This is a genomic window from Kribbella sp. NPDC051137, assembly GCF_040682535.1.
Lineage (GTDB): Bacteria > Actinomycetota > Actinomycetes > Propionibacteriales > Kribbellaceae > Kribbella > Kribbella karoonensis.
The window spans coordinates 812,923-827,342 of sequence record NZ_JBFBBI010000006.1 but is presented as its reverse complement, the minus strand read 5'-3'; the positions used below and the strand labels follow the sequence as shown (position 1 = coordinate 827,342).

24 protein-coding genes and 1 pseudogene are annotated in these 14,420 nt (G+C 66.9%); all 25 read left to right on the top strand.

What is annotated here, in order from left to right:
• The first annotated feature begins 38 nt into the window (after positions 1 to 38).
• A complete protein-coding gene (tuf, locus tag AB0M51_RS34770) occupies positions 39 to 1,232 on the top strand; it encodes an elongation factor Tu (RefSeq protein ID WP_344191647.1) in 1,194 nt (397 codons plus the stop codon).
• Between the two features lie 361 nt (positions 1,233 to 1,593).
• Positions 1,594 to 1,902 (top strand): 30S ribosomal protein S10, encoded by a 309-nt coding sequence (gene rpsJ / locus AB0M51_RS34765; RefSeq protein WP_012923688.1) that lies wholly within the window; start codon positions 1,594 to 1,596, stop codon positions 1,900 to 1,902.
• 16 nt (positions 1,903 to 1,918) lie between these two features.
• Positions 1,919 to 2,575, top strand: a complete 657-nt coding sequence (gene rplC / locus AB0M51_RS34760; protein WP_344191649.1) for a 50S ribosomal protein L3 — start codon at positions 1,919 to 1,921, stop codon at positions 2,573 to 2,575.
• Positions 2,572 to 3,264: a 50S ribosomal protein L4 gene (gene rplD, locus AB0M51_RS34755; protein WP_344191651.1), complete on the top strand. Its 693-nt coding sequence runs from the start codon at positions 2,572 to 2,574 to the stop codon at positions 3,262 to 3,264. The genes rplC and rplD overlap by 4 nt, the downstream gene beginning before the upstream one ends.
• Positions 3,261 to 3,566, top strand: a complete 306-nt coding sequence (gene rplW, locus AB0M51_RS34750; protein ID WP_130384643.1) for a 50S ribosomal protein L23 — start codon at positions 3,261 to 3,263, stop codon at positions 3,564 to 3,566. The genes rplD and rplW overlap by 4 nt, the downstream gene beginning before the upstream one ends.
• The gene (gene rplB / locus AB0M51_RS34745; RefSeq protein WP_344191653.1) at positions 3,566 to 4,399 is read left to right on the top strand and encodes a 50S ribosomal protein L2; all 834 of its coding nucleotides are present in this window, start codon (positions 3,566 to 3,568) and stop codon (positions 4,397 to 4,399) included. Before rplW ends, rplB begins: the two co-directional genes overlap by 1 nt.
• Positions 4,400 to 4,414: 15 nt before the next feature.
• Positions 4,415 to 4,696, top strand: coding sequence for a 30S ribosomal protein S19 (gene rpsS / locus AB0M51_RS34740; protein WP_130384641.1), 282 nt, complete (start codon positions 4,415 to 4,417; stop codon positions 4,694 to 4,696).
• A 53-nt stretch (positions 4,697 to 4,749) separates the two neighbouring features.
• Positions 4,750 to 5,196, top strand: a pseudogene (gene rplV, locus AB0M51_RS34735) (50S ribosomal protein L22); the annotation flags it as partial.
• A gap of 157 nt (positions 5,197 to 5,353) precedes the next feature.
• Positions 5,354 to 6,238: a 30S ribosomal protein S3 gene (gene rpsC / locus AB0M51_RS34730; RefSeq protein ID WP_344191655.1), complete on the top strand. Its 885-nt coding sequence runs from the start codon at positions 5,354 to 5,356 to the stop codon at positions 6,236 to 6,238.
• Positions 6,239 to 6,241: 3 nt separating this feature from the next.
• Positions 6,242 to 6,661 (top strand): 50S ribosomal protein L16, encoded by a 420-nt coding sequence (gene rplP / locus AB0M51_RS34725; protein ID WP_344191657.1) that lies wholly within the window; start codon positions 6,242 to 6,244, stop codon positions 6,659 to 6,661.
• The gene (gene rpmC / locus AB0M51_RS34720; protein ID WP_344191659.1) at positions 6,661 to 6,939 is read left to right on the top strand and encodes a 50S ribosomal protein L29; all 279 of its coding nucleotides are present in this window, start codon (positions 6,661 to 6,663) and stop codon (positions 6,937 to 6,939) included. Before rplP ends, rpmC begins: the two co-directional genes overlap by 1 nt.
• On the top strand, positions 6,936 to 7,232 hold the full coding sequence (rpsQ, locus tag AB0M51_RS34715; RefSeq protein WP_141854802.1) for a 30S ribosomal protein S17: 297 nt from the start codon (positions 6,936 to 6,938) through the stop codon (positions 7,230 to 7,232). Before rpmC ends, rpsQ begins: the two co-directional genes overlap by 4 nt.
• A gap of 95 nt (positions 7,233 to 7,327) precedes the next feature.
• Positions 7,328 to 7,696 (top strand): 50S ribosomal protein L14, encoded by a 369-nt coding sequence (gene rplN, locus AB0M51_RS34710; protein WP_012923677.1) that lies wholly within the window; start codon positions 7,328 to 7,330, stop codon positions 7,694 to 7,696.
• Between the two features lies 1 nt (position 7,697).
• On the top strand, positions 7,698 to 8,087 hold the full coding sequence (rplX, locus tag AB0M51_RS34705; protein ID WP_344191661.1) for a 50S ribosomal protein L24: 390 nt from the start codon (positions 7,698 to 7,700) through the stop codon (positions 8,085 to 8,087).
• Positions 8,087 to 8,659 carry a 50S ribosomal protein L5 gene (gene rplE, locus AB0M51_RS34700; RefSeq protein ID WP_344191663.1) on the top strand — a complete coding sequence of 191 codons (573 nt, stop codon included), beginning with the start codon at positions 8,087 to 8,089 and terminating at the stop codon, positions 8,657 to 8,659. The genes rplX and rplE overlap by 1 nt, the downstream gene beginning before the upstream one ends.
• A 1-nt stretch (position 8,660) precedes the next feature.
• Positions 8,661 to 8,846: a type Z 30S ribosomal protein S14 gene (locus AB0M51_RS34695; RefSeq protein ID WP_012923674.1), complete on the top strand. Its 186-nt coding sequence runs from the start codon at positions 8,661 to 8,663 to the stop codon at positions 8,844 to 8,846.
• Positions 8,847 to 8,940: 94 nt separating this feature from the next.
• Positions 8,941 to 9,348: a 30S ribosomal protein S8 gene (rpsH, locus tag AB0M51_RS34690; RefSeq protein ID WP_344191665.1), complete on the top strand. Its 408-nt coding sequence runs from the start codon at positions 8,941 to 8,943 to the stop codon at positions 9,346 to 9,348.
• A 27-nt stretch (positions 9,349 to 9,375) separates the two neighbouring features.
• Positions 9,376 to 9,918 (top strand): 50S ribosomal protein L6, encoded by a 543-nt coding sequence (gene rplF / locus AB0M51_RS34685; RefSeq protein ID WP_344191667.1) that lies wholly within the window; start codon positions 9,376 to 9,378, stop codon positions 9,916 to 9,918.
• Positions 9,919 to 9,920: 2 nt separating this feature from the next.
• Positions 9,921 to 10,304, top strand: coding sequence for a 50S ribosomal protein L18 (rplR, locus tag AB0M51_RS34680; protein ID WP_344191669.1), 384 nt, complete (start codon positions 9,921 to 9,923; stop codon positions 10,302 to 10,304).
• Between the two features lie 30 nt (positions 10,305 to 10,334).
• Positions 10,335 to 10,934, top strand: a complete 600-nt coding sequence (gene rpsE, locus AB0M51_RS34675) for a 30S ribosomal protein S5 (RefSeq protein ID WP_141854793.1) — start codon at positions 10,335 to 10,337, stop codon at positions 10,932 to 10,934.
• A complete protein-coding gene (gene rpmD, locus AB0M51_RS34670) occupies positions 10,934 to 11,116 on the top strand; it encodes a 50S ribosomal protein L30 (RefSeq protein ID WP_141854791.1) in 183 nt (60 codons plus the stop codon). The genes rpsE and rpmD overlap by 1 nt, the downstream gene beginning before the upstream one ends.
• A 1-nt stretch (position 11,117) precedes the next feature.
• Positions 11,118 to 11,558 carry a 50S ribosomal protein L15 gene (rplO, locus tag AB0M51_RS34665; RefSeq protein WP_344191671.1) on the top strand — a complete coding sequence of 147 codons (441 nt, stop codon included), beginning with the start codon at positions 11,118 to 11,120 and terminating at the stop codon, positions 11,556 to 11,558.
• 135 nt (positions 11,559 to 11,693) lie between these two features.
• Entirely contained in the window at positions 11,694 to 12,995 is a 1,302-nt protein-coding gene (gene secY, locus AB0M51_RS34660) for a preprotein translocase subunit SecY (RefSeq protein ID WP_344191673.1), read from the top strand.
• The gene (locus AB0M51_RS34655; RefSeq protein ID WP_344191675.1) at positions 12,995 to 13,567 is read left to right on the top strand and encodes an adenylate kinase; all 573 of its coding nucleotides are present in this window, start codon (positions 12,995 to 12,997) and stop codon (positions 13,565 to 13,567) included. The genes secY and AB0M51_RS34655 overlap by 1 nt, the downstream gene beginning before the upstream one ends.
• Positions 13,568 to 13,576: 9 nt before the next feature.
• A complete protein-coding gene (gene map / locus AB0M51_RS34650; RefSeq protein WP_344191677.1) occupies positions 13,577 to 14,410 on the top strand; it encodes a type I methionyl aminopeptidase in 834 nt (277 codons plus the stop codon).
• The last annotated feature ends 10 nt before the right edge of the window (positions 14,411 to 14,420 follow it).

Sequence of the window (14,420 nt, the reverse complement as noted above, 5' to 3'; positions counted from 1 at the left end):
GCGTACGGCGTAGTCAACATTTATCTAGGAGGGCCCCAGTGGCGAAGGCGAAGTTCGAGCGGACTAAGCCGCACGTCAACATCGGCACCATCGGTCACATCGACCACGGTAAGACCACTCTTACCGCGGCGATCACCAAGGTGCTGCACGACAAGTACCCGGACCTGAACGAGGCTTCGGCCTTCGATCAGATCGACAAGGCGCCGGAAGAGCGCCAGCGCGGTATCACCATCTCGATCGCGCACGTCGAGTACCAGACCGAGGCCCGGCACTACGCCCACGTCGACTGCCCGGGTCACGCGGACTACATCAAGAACATGATCACCGGTGCGGCCCAGATGGACGGCGCGATCCTGGTCGTCGCCGCCACCGACGGCCCGATGCCGCAGACGCGTGAGCACGTGCTGCTCGCCCGTCAGGTCGGCGTGCCGGCGATGGTCGTCGCGCTGAACAAGTGCGACATGGTCGACGACGAGGAGATCCTGGAGCTCGTCGAGCTCGAGGTCCGCGAGCTGCTCTCGGAGCAGGAGTTCGACGGTGACAACGCGCCGATCGTGCGGGTTGCCGCGCACCCGGCGCTGCAGGGCGACGCCAAGTGGGGCGAGTCGATCCTCGAGCTGATGAACGCTGTGGACTCCTACATCCCGCAGCCGGAGCGCGAGATCGACAAGCCGTTCCTGATGCCGGTGGAGGACGTCTTCACCATCACCGGTCGCGGTACGGTCGTCACCGGCCGGATCGAGCGCGGTGTCATCAAGGTCAACGAGACCGTCGACATCGTCGGCATCCACGAGACCAAGCTGACCAGCACGGTCACCGGCATCGAGATGTTCCGCAAGCTCCTCGACGAGGGCCAGGCCGGTGAGAACGTCGGTCTGCTGCTTCGTGGCACCAAGCGCGAAGAGGTCGAGCGCGGCATGGTCGTCATCAAGCCGGGCACCACCACCCCGCACACGAACTTCGAGGCGTCGGTCTACATCCTTTCCAAGGAGGAGGGCGGCCGTCACACGCCGTTCTTCCAGAACTACCGCCCGCAGTTCTACTTCCGTACCACCGACGTCACCGGTGTCGTCACGCTGCCCGAGGGCACCGAGATGGTCATGCCGGGCGACAACACCGACATGTCGGTCGAGCTGATCCAGCCGATCGCCATGGAGGACGGTCTGAAGTTCGCGATCCGTGAAGGTGGCCGCACCGTCGGCGCCGGCCGGGTCACCAAGATCATCAAGTGATCTCATGAGGTCCGCGAGGGCTCGGAACTGAGCCCCCGCGGACCTCTGCTTTGCGCCCGATTCGGCGCTCAGGTGGTACCGGATCAGGCGTGAAGCCACCCGATTGGCGTTTCGGCGCCGATCTCTGGCACAATATTCAGGTTGCTCAGGCGAGGCCGCCGGGGTGCGCCCCAGATCTTCTTGATCTGGCTGGTGCGCCGGACCGGAGACCATGCCGAGGTTCCGGTCCGAGACCGGGCCCCGATCTCCATCCCAGGGTCGACAAAACGGTGAGTCACGTGCGTGCCGCGCGCGCGACACACCCGACCGCGGGGGTCGGAGCGACGAAGGCGAAGACGATAGAGAAGGACGAAGCGAAGCGATGGCGGGACAGAAGATCCGCATCCGGCTGAAGGCCTACGACCACGAGGTCATCGACAGCTCGGCACGCAAGATTGTCGACACGGTGACGCGTACTGGTGCGAAGGTTGCTGGCCCGGTGCCGTTGCCGACGGAAAAGAACGTGTTCTGCGTCATCCGCTCGCCGCACAAGTACAAGGACAGCCGCGAGCACTTCGAGATGCGCACCCACAAGCGGCTCATCGACATCATCGACCCCACGCCGAAGACCGTCGACTCGCTGATGCGTCTCGACCTGCCGGCCGGTGTCGACATCGAGATCAAGCTCTGAGGACGCGGAAAGACCAATGAGCAACGTGAAGAACACGCGCGGTCTGCTGGGCACCAAGCTCGGCATGACCCAGACCTGGGACGAGAACAACCGAGTCGTCCCCGTCACCGTGATCCAGGCCGGCCCCTGCGTCGTCACCGGTGTCCGTACCTCGGACCGTGACGGCTACGACGGCGTCCAGATCGCCTTCGGCGACATCGACCCCCGCAAGGTGAACAAGCCCATGCGCGGTCACTTCGACAAGGCCGGCGTGACGCCGCGGCGCCACCTGCTGGAGCTGCGCACCGCCGACGCCAGCGAGTACACCCTGGGCCAGGAGATCAAGGCCGAGGCATTCGCGGCCGGTGAGCGGGTCGACGTCTCCGCGACCAGCAAGGGCAAGGGCTTCGCCGGTGTGATGAAGCGGCACGGCTTCCACGGTCTGCGCGCCACCCACGGTGTGCACAAGAAGCACCGCTCGCCGGGTTCCATCGGCGGCTGCGCCACCCCGGGCCGGGTCTTCAAGGGCCTGCGGATGGCAGGCCGCATGGGCCACGAGCAGGTCACCACGCAGAACATCAGCGTTCACGCGATCGACACCGAGCGCGGCCTGATCCTGCTGAAGGGCGCCGTACCCGGCCCCAAGGGCGGCCTGGTGCTGATCCGCAACGCCGCGAAGGGAGCTGCGAAGTGAGCACCGTCGACGTCGTCGTCGTGAAGGGCGACAAGGTGAGCAAGAAGGGCTCCGCCGAGCTTCCGGCCGAGCTGTTCGACGTCCAGGTCAACGTGCCGCTGATCCACCAGGTCGTGGTGGCCCAGCTGGCCGCGGCCCGCCAGGGCACGCACAAGGCGAAGACCCGGGGCGAGGTGTCCGGCGGTGGCGCCAAGCCGTACCGCCAGAAGGGCACCGGTCGCGCCCGCCAGGGTTCGACCCGCGCGCCGCAGTTCACCGGTGGTGGCGTCGTCCACGGCCCGGTGCCGCGCGACTACAGCCAGCGGACCCCGAAGAAGATGATCGCCGCCGCGCTTCGCGGCTCGCTGTCGGACCGGGCCCGTGACGGCCGCGTGTTCGTCGTCGAGAGCTTCGTGGACGGCGACAAGCCTTCCACCAAGTCGGCGCTCAAGGTGCTCGGCGAGGTCACCGACCCGGGCAAGGCGCTGGTCGTGGTCGACCGCGCCGACGAGCTGACCTGGATGAGCCTGCGCAACGTGCAGCACGTGCACCTGATCGCGGCCGACCAGCTGAACGCGTACGACGTGCTGTGCAGCGACGCGGTGGTGTTCACCAAGAGCGCGCTCGATGCGTTCGTCGCCGGCGCGCCCAAGGGCAAGTCCGTCAAGGCCGTCGCCACGTCGACTGAGGCCGAGGAGGTAGAAGCATGAGCCACGGAGTCAACAAGGATCCCCGCGACGTGCTGCTCCGGCCGGTCGTGAGCGAGAAGAGCTACGGCCTGCTGGACGAGCAGAAGTACACGTTCGAGGTCGCACCGGACGCCAACAAGACCGAGATCAAGCTCGCGGTCGAGAAGGTGTTCAAGGTCAAGGTCAGCGACGTCAACACCCTGAACCGCAAGGGCAAGCGGCGCCGGACCCGGTCCGGCTTCGGTAAGCGCCCGGACACCAAGCGGGCGATCGTGACCCTCAAGGGCGACGACCGCATCGATATCTTCGGAGGCCAGTCGTAATGGGAATCCGCAAGTACAAGCCGACGACGCCGGGCCGCCGTGGCTCGAGCGTGGCCGACTTCGTCGAGCTCACCCGTTCGACCCCCGAGAAGTCGCTGCTGCGTCCGCTGCCGAAGAAGGGCGGCCGGAACAGCTCGGGCAAGATCACCACCCGGCACCACGGTGGCGGTCACAAGCGGGCGTACCGGCTGATCGACTTCAAGCGCTACGACAAGGACGGTGTGCCGGCGAAGGTCGCGCACATCGAGTACGACCCGAACCGCACCGCGCGGATCGCGTTGCTGCACTACGTGGACGGCGAGAAGCGCTACATCCTCGCCCCGTCCAACCTGCAGCAGGGCACGATCGTCGAGAACGGCCCGGCCGCCGACATCAAGGTGGGCAACAACCTGCCGCTGCGCAACATCCCGGTCGGTTCGACGATCCACGCGGTCGAGCTGCGGCCCGGCGGTGGCGCCAAGATGGCCCGTTCCGCCGGTTCCAGCATCCAGCTGGTCGCGAAGGAAGGCCGGATGGCCACCCTGCGGATGCCGTCCGGCGAGGTCCGGATGGTCGACGTGCGGTGCCGCGCCACCCTCGGTGAGGTCGGCAACGGCGAGCAGTCGAACATCAACTGGGGCAAGGCGGGCCGGATGCGCTGGAAGGGCAAGCGCCCGACCGTCCGCGGTGTCGCGATGAACCCGGTCGACCACCCGCACGGTGGTGGTGAGGGTAAGACCTCGGGTGGTCGCCACCCGGTGTCCCCGTGGGGCCAGCCGGAAGGCCGGACCCGCACCCGCAAGGAAAGCGACCGCATGATCGTCCGGCGCCGCAAGGCCGGCAAGAAGCGCTGATAGGGAGCCGGCCAAATGCCACGCAGCCTCAAGAAGGGCCCGTTCGTCGACCACCACCTGGCAAAGAAGGTGGAGGTGCAGAACGAGAAGGGCACCAAGAACGTCATCAAGACCTGGTCCCGCCGATCGATGATCGTGCCGGACATGATCGGCCACACGATTGCGGTGCACGACGGCCGCAAGCACGTGCCGGTGTTCGTCACGGACTCGATGGTCGGGCACAAGCTCGGCGAGTTCGCGCCGACCCGGACGTTCAAGGGTCACGAGAAGGACGACCGGAAGTCACGGCGTCGCTGACCCGCCAGGGACAGTGACGAAGCGAAAGCAATCTACGGAGAGATTCGAACATCATGAGCGTTCAAGAGCGTAGGGCGATCAGCGCCCGTCGCGAGAGCCTGCTGGGCGAGCAGCCCGGGGCCTTCGCGGTCGCGCGCTTCGTCCGCGTGACGCCGATGAAGGCGCGCCGCGTGGTCGACCTGGTGCGCGGTCTGGGCGTCGACGACGCACTCGCCACTCTGAAGTTCGCCCCGCAGGCCGCTGCCGCGACCGTGTACAAGGTCGTCGACAGCGCCGCGGCGAACGCCGAGGGCACCGAACACCTGAACCGGGCCGACCTGATCGTGGTCAAGGCCTACGTGGACGAGGGTCCGACGCTGAAGCGTCACCGCCCGCGTGCACAGGGCCGGGCCACCCGGATCGACAAGCGGACCAGCCACATCACCGTGGTCGTCGGCCCGCGGGAGACCGACGAGCCCGTCGAGAAGGCGCCGGCCAAGAAGGCGGCCGCCAAGAAGTCGGCGGACGCGGACTCGGCCAAGAAGGCTCCGGCGAAGAAGGCGGCCAAGAAGGCTGCCGACGCGCCGGCCAAGGACGAGGCCGCCGAGAAGCCGGCCAAGAAGGCGACCGCGAAGAAGGCCGCCAAGAAGGCCACCGCTGAGAAGAAGGAGTCCTGACGTGGGACAGAAGGTAAACCCGCACGGGTTCCGTCTCGGCATCAGCACCGACCACAAGAGCCGTTGGTACGCCGACAAGCTGTACAAGGACTACGTGGGCGAGGACGTCAAGATCCGCCGCCTGCTGAGCAAGGGCATGGAGCGCGCCGGCATCTCCCGCGTGGAGATCGAGCGCACCCGTGACCGGGTCCGGGTCGACATCCACACCGCCCGTCCGGGCATCGTGATCGGTCGCCGCGGCGCCGAGGCGGACCGGATCCGGGGCAGCCTGGAGGAGCTCACCGGCAAGCAGGTGCAGCTGAACATCCTCGAGGTGAAGAACTCCGAGGTCGACGCCCAGCTGGTAGCGCAGGGCGTGGCCGAGCAGCTGTCCGGCCGCGTGGCGTTCCGCCGCGCGATGCGCAAGGCGATGCAGACCACCATGCGTGGCGGCGCCCTGGGCATCCGGATCCAGTGCTCCGGCCGGCTCGGTGGCGCGGAAATGTCGCGGTCGGAGTTCTACCGCGAGGGCCGCGTCCCGCTGCACACGCTGCGGGCCGACATCGACTACGGCTTCTACGAGGCCCGGACGACCTTCGGCCGGATCGGCGTGAAGGTCTGGATCTACAAGGGTGACGTGGCCGGAACCCGCGCCGAGCGTGAGGCGCAGGCGGCGGCCCGGGCCGCGACCCAGCAGCGTGGCCGTCCGGCCCGCCGTGACGGTGGCGACCGCGGTGACCGTGGCGGTCGCGGTGGCGACCGTGGTGGCCGTGGTGGCCGCGGCGGCGACCGTCGGGACTCGCGTAACGACAACAACGCGACCGCGACCGCGACGGCCGACAAGGCCGCCGAGGCGAGCGCGCCGGTTGCCGACAAGGCCGCCGAGACGACCGGAACGGAGAGCTGAACCATGCTCATCCCCCGCAAGGTCAAGCACCGCAAGCAGCACCACCCGAAGCGCACCGGCGCTGCCAAGGGTGGCACCACGCTGGCCTTCGGTGACTTCGGCATCCAGGCCCTGGAGAGCCACTACGTCACCAACCGGCAGATCGAGTCCGCGCGTATCGCGATGACCCGGCACATCAAGCGTGGCGGCAAGGTCTGGATCAACATCTACCCGGACCGCCCGCTGACCAAGAAGCCGGCCGAAACCCGGATGGGTTCCGGTAAGGGTTCGCCGGAATGGTGGATCGCCAACGTGAAGGCCGGGCGCGTGATGTTCGAGCTGTCCGGTGTTCCGGAGGAGATCGCTCGCGAGGCGATGCGCCGCGCGATCCACAAGTTGCCGATGAAGTGCCGCTTCATCACCCGAGAGGCAGGTGAGAACTGATGGCTACCCTGACCGCCGCCGAGTTGCGGAACCTGGGCCGGGACGAGCTTCTGACGAAGCTCGGCGAAGCCAAGGAGGAGCTGTTCAACCTCCGGTTCCAGGCTGCCACGGGCCAGCTGGAGTCCCACGGCCGGCTGCGCGCCGTCCGCAAGGACATCGCCCGCATCTACACGGTGCTCTCCGAGCGTGCGCTCGGCATCACCGAAGAGGTCGACGCCCCGGCCGAGGAGGCCGCGGCTGAGGACACTGCGGACGACAGTGAGAAGGCCAACGCATGACCGAGAACGTGAAGGACGAGACCGTGAGCACGACCGCCGAGGCGCGAGGCCGCCGGAAGACCCGTGAGGGTCTGGTGCTGAGCGACAAGATGGACAAGACCGTCGTGGTTGAGGTCGAGGACCGGGTGAAGCACCACCTGTACGGCAAGGTCATCCGGCGGACCAGCAAGCTCAAGGCGCACGACGAGCAGAACGCCGCCGGCATCGGCGACCGCGTCCTCCTGATGGAGACCCGGCCGCTGTCGGCGACCAAGCGCTGGCGCGTCGTCGAGATCCTCGAGAAGGCCAAGTAGTTCCCGTCCCCCCGGGGCCGGCAACCAACCGAAATTTATTCGTTCCGCAAGGCTCACGTGAGTGAGAACCAGCGAGACAACCAGGAGATCAACAGATGATCCAGCAGGAGTCGCGACTGAAGGTCGCCGACAACACGGGCGCGAAGGAGATCCTTTGCATCCGCGTTCTCGGTGGCTCCGGTCGGCGCTACGCCGGTGTCGGTGACACGATCGTCGCCACCGTCAAGGACGCGATCCCCGGCGGTGGTGTGAAGAAGGGTGACGTCGTCAAGGCGGTCGTCGTGCGGACCGTGAAGGAGCGCCGGCGTCCGGACGGCTCCTACATCCGCTTCGACGAGAACGCCGCGGTGATCCTGAAGGCCGACGGCGAGCCGCGCGGTACCCGCATCTTCGGCCCGGTCGGCCGGGAGCTGCGCGAGAAGCGCTTCATGAAGATCATCTCGCTCGCACCGGAGGTGCTCTGAGATGGCTCAGCAGAAGAAGCTGCACGTGAAGAAGGGCGACCAGGTCCGCGTGATCTCGGGTCGTTCGAAGGGCCTTGAGGGCAAGATCATCCAGGTCTTCCCGGACGACGAGAAGGTCATCGTCGAGGGCGTCAACCGGGTGAAGAAGCACACCAAGGTGCAGCAGGCCCAGCGCGGCGGCACCACCGGTGGCATCGTCACCCAGGAAGCCCCGATCCACGTCTCGAACGTGATGCTTCTGGTCGAGGTCGAGAAGGACGGCAAGAAGCAGAAGGTGACCACCCGCGTCGGCTACAACCGCGTCGAGGTGCAGAAGCGCCGTCCGGACGGTTCGACGTACACCGGCACCCGGAGCGTCCGGATCGCCCGGCGTACCGGCGAGGAGATCTGATGAGCACGGCAGTTACCGAGAGCAAGGTCCAGCCGCGGCTGAAGACGAAGTACCGCGAGGAGATCGTCGGCAAGCTGCAGGAGCAGTTCCAGTACGCGAACGTCATGCAGGTGCCCGGCCTCACCAAGATCGTGGTGAACATGGGCGTCGGCGAGGCGGCCCGGGACGCGAAGCTGATCGAGGGCGCGGTGAAGGACCTGGCCGCGATCACCGGTCAGAAGGCCCAGGTCACCAAGGCCCGCAAGTCGATCGCGCAGTTCAAGCTGCGTGAGGGGATGCCGATCGGCGCCCACGTGACGCTGCGCGGCGACCGGATGTGGGAGTTCCTGGACCGGCTGCTGGCGCTCGCGCTGCCCCGGATCCGCGACTTCCGCGGCCTGTCCGCCAAGCAGTTCGACGGTACCGGGAACTACACCTTCGGTCTGACCGAGCAGGTGATGTTCCACGAGATCAACCAGGACCGGATCGATCGTGTCCGGGGCATGGACATCACCGTGGTGACCACCGCGAAGAACGACGACGAGGGTCGGGCCCTGCTGCGGGCGCTCGGCTTCCCGTTCAAGGAGAACTGACGTGGCGAAGACAGCACTCAAGGTCAAGCAGGCCCGGAAGCCGAAGTTCGCGGTGCGTGGCTACACGCGCTGCCAGCGCTGCGGCCGGCCGAAGGCGGTCTTCCGCAAGTTCGGCCTCTGCCGGATCTGCCTGCGGGAAATGGCGCACCGGGGCGAGCTGCCCGGTGTCACCAAGTCCAGCTGGTGACCGTCTCCACCCCCGAACTTCTCCCCATTCACCACCATCTAGTCACCGTAGGTCGCCGAACGGCGAAACCACGGCGGGAAAGAGGCCCCAGGCCATGACGATGACCGACCCGATCGCAGACATGTTGACGCGTCTGCGGAACGCCAACCAGGCGTACCACGAGTCGACCACGATGCCGTACAGCAAGATCAAGCAGGGCATCGCCGACATCCTCCAGCAGGAGGGCTACATCGCCTCCTACAAGGTCGAGGAGCCCAAGGAGGGCGCCGTCGGCAGGACCCTGACCGTGGACCTCAAGTTCGGCCCGAGCCGGGAGCGCTCCATCGCGGGTGTTCGCCGGATCTCGAAGCCGGGCCTGCGGGTCTACGCGAAGTCGACCAATCTGCCCAAGGTCCTCGGTGGCCTGGGCGTCGCGATCATCTCGACGTCCCAGGGACTGCTGACCGACAAGCAGGCCAAGAACAAGGGCGTCGGCGGGGAAGTCCTCGCCTACGTCTGGTGACGAAGAACCGGAAGGAGGACCACAGAAATGTCTCGCATCGGTAAGCTCCCGGTCACGGTCCCGTCCGGCGTCGACGTCACGATCGACGGCCAGACGGTCACAGTGAAGGGTCCGAAGGGTCAGCTGTCGCACGTTGTCGCTGAGCCGATCGCGGTCGACCGCGACGAGGACGGCGCGATCGCCGTCACCCGTCCGGACGACCAGCGCAAGAGCAAGGAACTGCACGGGCTGTCCCGCACCCTGATCGCCAACCTGGTCACCGGGGTGACGGAGGGGTACGAGAAGAAGCTCGAGATCGTCGGTGTCGGTTACCGGGTGATCTCCAAGGGCCCGACCCAGCTCGAGTTCTCGCTCGGCTACAGCCACACCATCACGGTGGACGCGCCGGAAGGCATCACGTTCAACGTCGAGGCGCCGACCCGGTTCTCGGTGATCGGTATCGACAAGCAGTCGGTCGGCGAGGTTGCCGCCAACATCCGCAAGCTGCGCAAGCCCGAGCCGTACAAGGGCAAGGGTGTGCGGTACGCGGGCGAGCAGGTGCGCCGCAAGGTCGGAAAGGCTGGTAAGTAACCATGGCGATCGGACTGCGGCACAACAAGCACTCCGCCAAGAAGACGGCCTCGCGTACGCGTCGCCAGATTCGGGTCCGGAAGAAGATCAACGGCACGGCCGACCGGCCGCGCCTGGTGGTCACGAAGTCGTCGCGGCACCTGTTCGTTCAGGTGATCGACGACGTCGCCGGCAAGACGCTGGTGTCCGCCTCCACCATGGAGGCCGACCTGCGCGGCGCGGCGGACAACAAGACCGACAAGGCCAAGACCGTCGGCGGCCTGATCGCCGACCGCGCCAAGGCAGCCGGTATCGACGCGGTCGTCTTCGACCGGGCCGGGAACAAGTACCACGGCCGGATCGCGGCCCTGGCCGACGCCGCCCGTGAGGGCGGGCTCGGGTTCTGACATGGCGTACACAAAGGAAGGTAGTTCGAAATGAGCGGAGGCCAGCAGCGTCGCGGAGGCGGCGCCGGTGGTGAGCGCCGTGGCCGCGACGGTGGTCGCGGTCAGCAGGCGGACAAGACCGCCTACATCGAGCGCGTGGTAGCCATCAACCGGGTCGCCAAGGTCGTGAAGGGTGGTCGGCGCTTCAGCTTCACCGCCCTTGTGGTCGTCGGTGACGGTGAAGGCACCGTCGGTGTGGGTTACGGCAAGGCCAAGGAGGTGCCCGCGGCGATCGCCAAGGGGGTCGAGGAGGCCAAGAAGGCGTTCTTCAAGGTGCCGAGGATCCAGGGCACCATCCCGCACCCGGTGCAGGGCGAGAAGGCTGCCGGCGTGGTCATGCTGCGTCCGGCCGCGCCCGGTACCGGTGTGATCGCGGGCGGCTCGGCGCGCGCCGTACTGGAGTGCGCCGGGATCCACGACATCCTCAGCAAGTCGCTGGGTTCGTCCAACTCCATCAACGTGGTGCACGCCACCGTTGAGGCGTTGCGCAGCCTGGAGACCCCGGAGGCCGTGGCCGCGCGCCGTGGCCTGCCGGTCGAGGACGTCGCTCCGGCAGCGCTGCTGAAGGCGCGGGCGGAGGTGGCTTCCTGATGGCACGCCTGAAGGTGACCCAGGTCCGTTCGGGCATCGGTGGCAAGCAGAACCAGCGCGACACGTTGCGCACCCTGGGCGTCAAGCGGATCGGCGACAGCGCGGTCCACGAGGACAAGCCCGAGGTCCGGGGCATGGTTCGTGCGGTTCGCCACCTCATCACCGTCGAGGAGGTCGACTGACATGGCGCTCAAGGTTCATCACCTGCGTCCGGCGCCCGGTGCCAAGACCGCCAAGACCCGCGTGGGTCGTGGTGAGGGCAGCAAGGGCAAGACCGCCGGCCGCGGTACCAAGGGCAGCAAGGCGCGGAACAACATCCCCGAGTGGTTCGAGGGTGGCCAGATGCCGCTGCACATGCGGCTCCCGAAGCTGAAGGGCTTCAAGAGCAGGAACCGAGTGGAGTTCCAGGTCGTTAACCTGGACAAGCTCGGACAACTGTTCCCCGAAGGTGGCGAGGTCGGCGTGGCCGACCTGGTCGCCAAGGGCGCGGTACGTCGTGGTCAGCCGGTGAAGGTGCTGGGTGACGGCGAACTGACCGTGGCACTGCAGGTCTCGGCGCACAAGTTCTCGAAGTCTGCCACGGACAAGATCCAGGCGGCCGGGGGAACCACGACCGAGGTGTGACACGAGGTCCAGGGCTCGTAACGATCGGTGCTTGATATCCTGCGCCGGTCGGACGGGCCCTGGCTCGTCTCTTGCCCAGAGGCTTAGCTAGGCCCCTGCCGTGCCCGCGGCCAGGGAAACTTGTGGGAGGACAGGGTGTTAAGCGCCTTCGCCAACGCGTTCAAGACGCCGGACCTGCGCCGGAAGATCTTGTTCGTGCTCTTCATCGTCGTGATCTTCCGGATCGGCTCCGTGGTGCCGGCCCCGGGTGTGAACGTTCAGTCGCTGCACACTTGTATCAAGATCTCCCAGGGCGGCCAGAACGCCAACCTGTACAACCTGATCAACCTGTTCTCCGGTGGGGCACTGCTGCAGCTCGCGATCTTCGCGCTCGGCATCATGCCGTACATCACCGCCAGCATCATCCTGCAGCTGCTCACCGTGGTGATCCCGCGGCTGGAGTCGCTGAAGAAGGAGGGCCAGGCGGGGCAGGCCAAGATCACCCAGTACACCCGGTTCCTGACCGTGGGGCTGGCGATCCTGCAGTCGACCGCGTTCGTGGCGCTCGCCCGGACCCCTGGCCGGCTGTTCCAGGGATGCACCGAGCCGCTGCTCTACAAGGACGACTGGTTCACGGTCACCGTGATGGTGCTGACCATGACCGCCGGCACCGGCGTGATCATGTGGCTGGGTGAGCTGATCACCGACCGTGGTGTCGGTAACGGTATGTCGATCCTGATCTTCACCCAGATCGTCGCCACCTTCCCGACCCAGCTGTGGAGCATCCGCAAGCAGAAGGGCGTCACCACCTTCGTCGTGGTGATCGCGATCGGTCTGGTCATCATGGCGGCGGTCATCTTCATCGAGCAGGCGCAGCGCCGGATCCCGGTGCAGTACGCCAAGCGGATGGTCGGCCGGAAGATGTTCGGCGGTACGTCGACCTACATTCCGCTGAAGGTGAACCAAGCCGGTGTCATCCCGGTCATCTTCGCCTCCAGCCTGCTGTATCTCCCCGTCCTGGTCAGTCAGTTCCAGCAGGGCAAGAGCTGGTCCAACTGGATCCAGGGCAACTTGGTCAAGGGCGACCACCCGATCTACATGGTGACCTACGTCGCCCTGATCATCTTCTTCACGTACTTCTACGTCTCGATCACCTTCAACCCGAAGGAAGTCGCGGACAACATGAAGAAGTACGGCGGCTTCATCCCGGGCATCCGGGCGGGGCGGCCGACCGAGGAATACCTGAAGTACGTGTTGGACCGCATCACGCTGCCGGGCGCGATCTACCTCGCGGCGATCTCGATGATCCCGCTGGTTGCTCTCGTCCTGCTGAACGCGAGCCAGAACTTCCCGTTCGGTGGTACGTCGATCCTGATCATGGTCGGCGTCGGACTCGACACGGTGAAGCAGATCGAGAGTCAGCTGCAGCAGCGTAACTACGAAGGGTTCCTACGCTGATGAGAATGTTGCTGATGGGTCCGCCCGGGGCGGGCAAGGGCACGCAGGCAAAGGTGCTTGCGGAACGCCTCAATATCCCGGCCGTGTCCACCGGCGACATCTTCCGTGCGAACGTGAAGGACGAGACGCCGCTCGGTGTCGAGGCGAAGCGCTACATGGACGCCGGCGACTACGTCCCGGACGAGGTCACGAACGCGATGGTGCGCGACCGGCTGTCCGAGGCCGACGCCGGCGACGGCTTCCTGCTCGACGGGTACCCGCGGACGCTGGCCCAGGTCGGCACGCTGGACGAGATCATCGCCGACCACGGCCACAAGCTGGACGCCGTGGTGGCGCTGGTCGCGGACACCGACGTACTGGTCGGCCGGATGCTCAAGCGGGCCCAGTCCGAGGGTCGCTCGGACGACTCCGAAGAGGTCATCCGGCACCGCCAGGACGTGTACGCCGCCGAGACCAAGCCGCTGCTCGCGGTGTACGGCGAGCGCGGCCTGCTGGTCGAGGTCGACGGCGTCGGCGAGATCGACGAGGTCAGCGAGCGCGTGCTGGCCGCCCTCAAATCGATCACGGAGTAACGAGAGCACGTGATCTTCAGGGACCGCGGTATCGAGATCAAGACCCGCGAGCAGATTCTGGCGATGCGCAAGGCCGGCCTGGTGGTCGGCCGCACGCTGGAGCTGCTCCGCGGTGCGGTGCGGGCCGGCATCACCACCGGCGAGCTGGACGCGATCGCGGAGGACAACATCCGGTCCTCCGGCGCGACGCCGTCGTTCAAGGGGTACCACGGCTTCACCGGGTCGATCTGCGCATCGGTGAACGACGAGATCGTGCACGGCATCCCGGGTGAACGGGTGCTCGCGGACGGCGACCTGATCTCGATCGACTGCGGCGCGATCGTCGACGGCTGGCACGGAGACGCCGCGATCACGGTCCCGGTCGGCGGTCCGGAGGCGGTCGCCGACGAACTGCTCGAACTGGCCCGGATCTGCGAGGAGTCGATGTGGCGCGGGTTCGCGGCCGCGCGGCTCGGCGGGCGGCTGTCCGACATCTCGGCGGCCGTCGAGGCGCACGTCCGCGCGAACTCGTCGTACGGGATCGTCGAGGACTTCGTCGGGCACGGGATCGGCTCGGCCATGCACCAGCCGCCGAACGTGCCGAACTTCGGCCGTCCCGGCAAGGGGCCGAAGCTGGTCGAGGGGATGGCACTCGCCGTAGAGCCGATGCTCACCCTCGGCAAGCAGGAGAACCACACGCTCGAGGACGACTGGACCGTGGTCACCGACGACGGCCAGGCCGCCGCACACACCGAGCACACGTTCACCCTCACTCCGGAAGGCCCCTGGGTGCTGACCGCCATCGACGGCGGCGAGGCCAAGCTCGCGGAGCTCGGCATCACCTACGGCCCGCTCGCGGACTGACGCGTCGGCC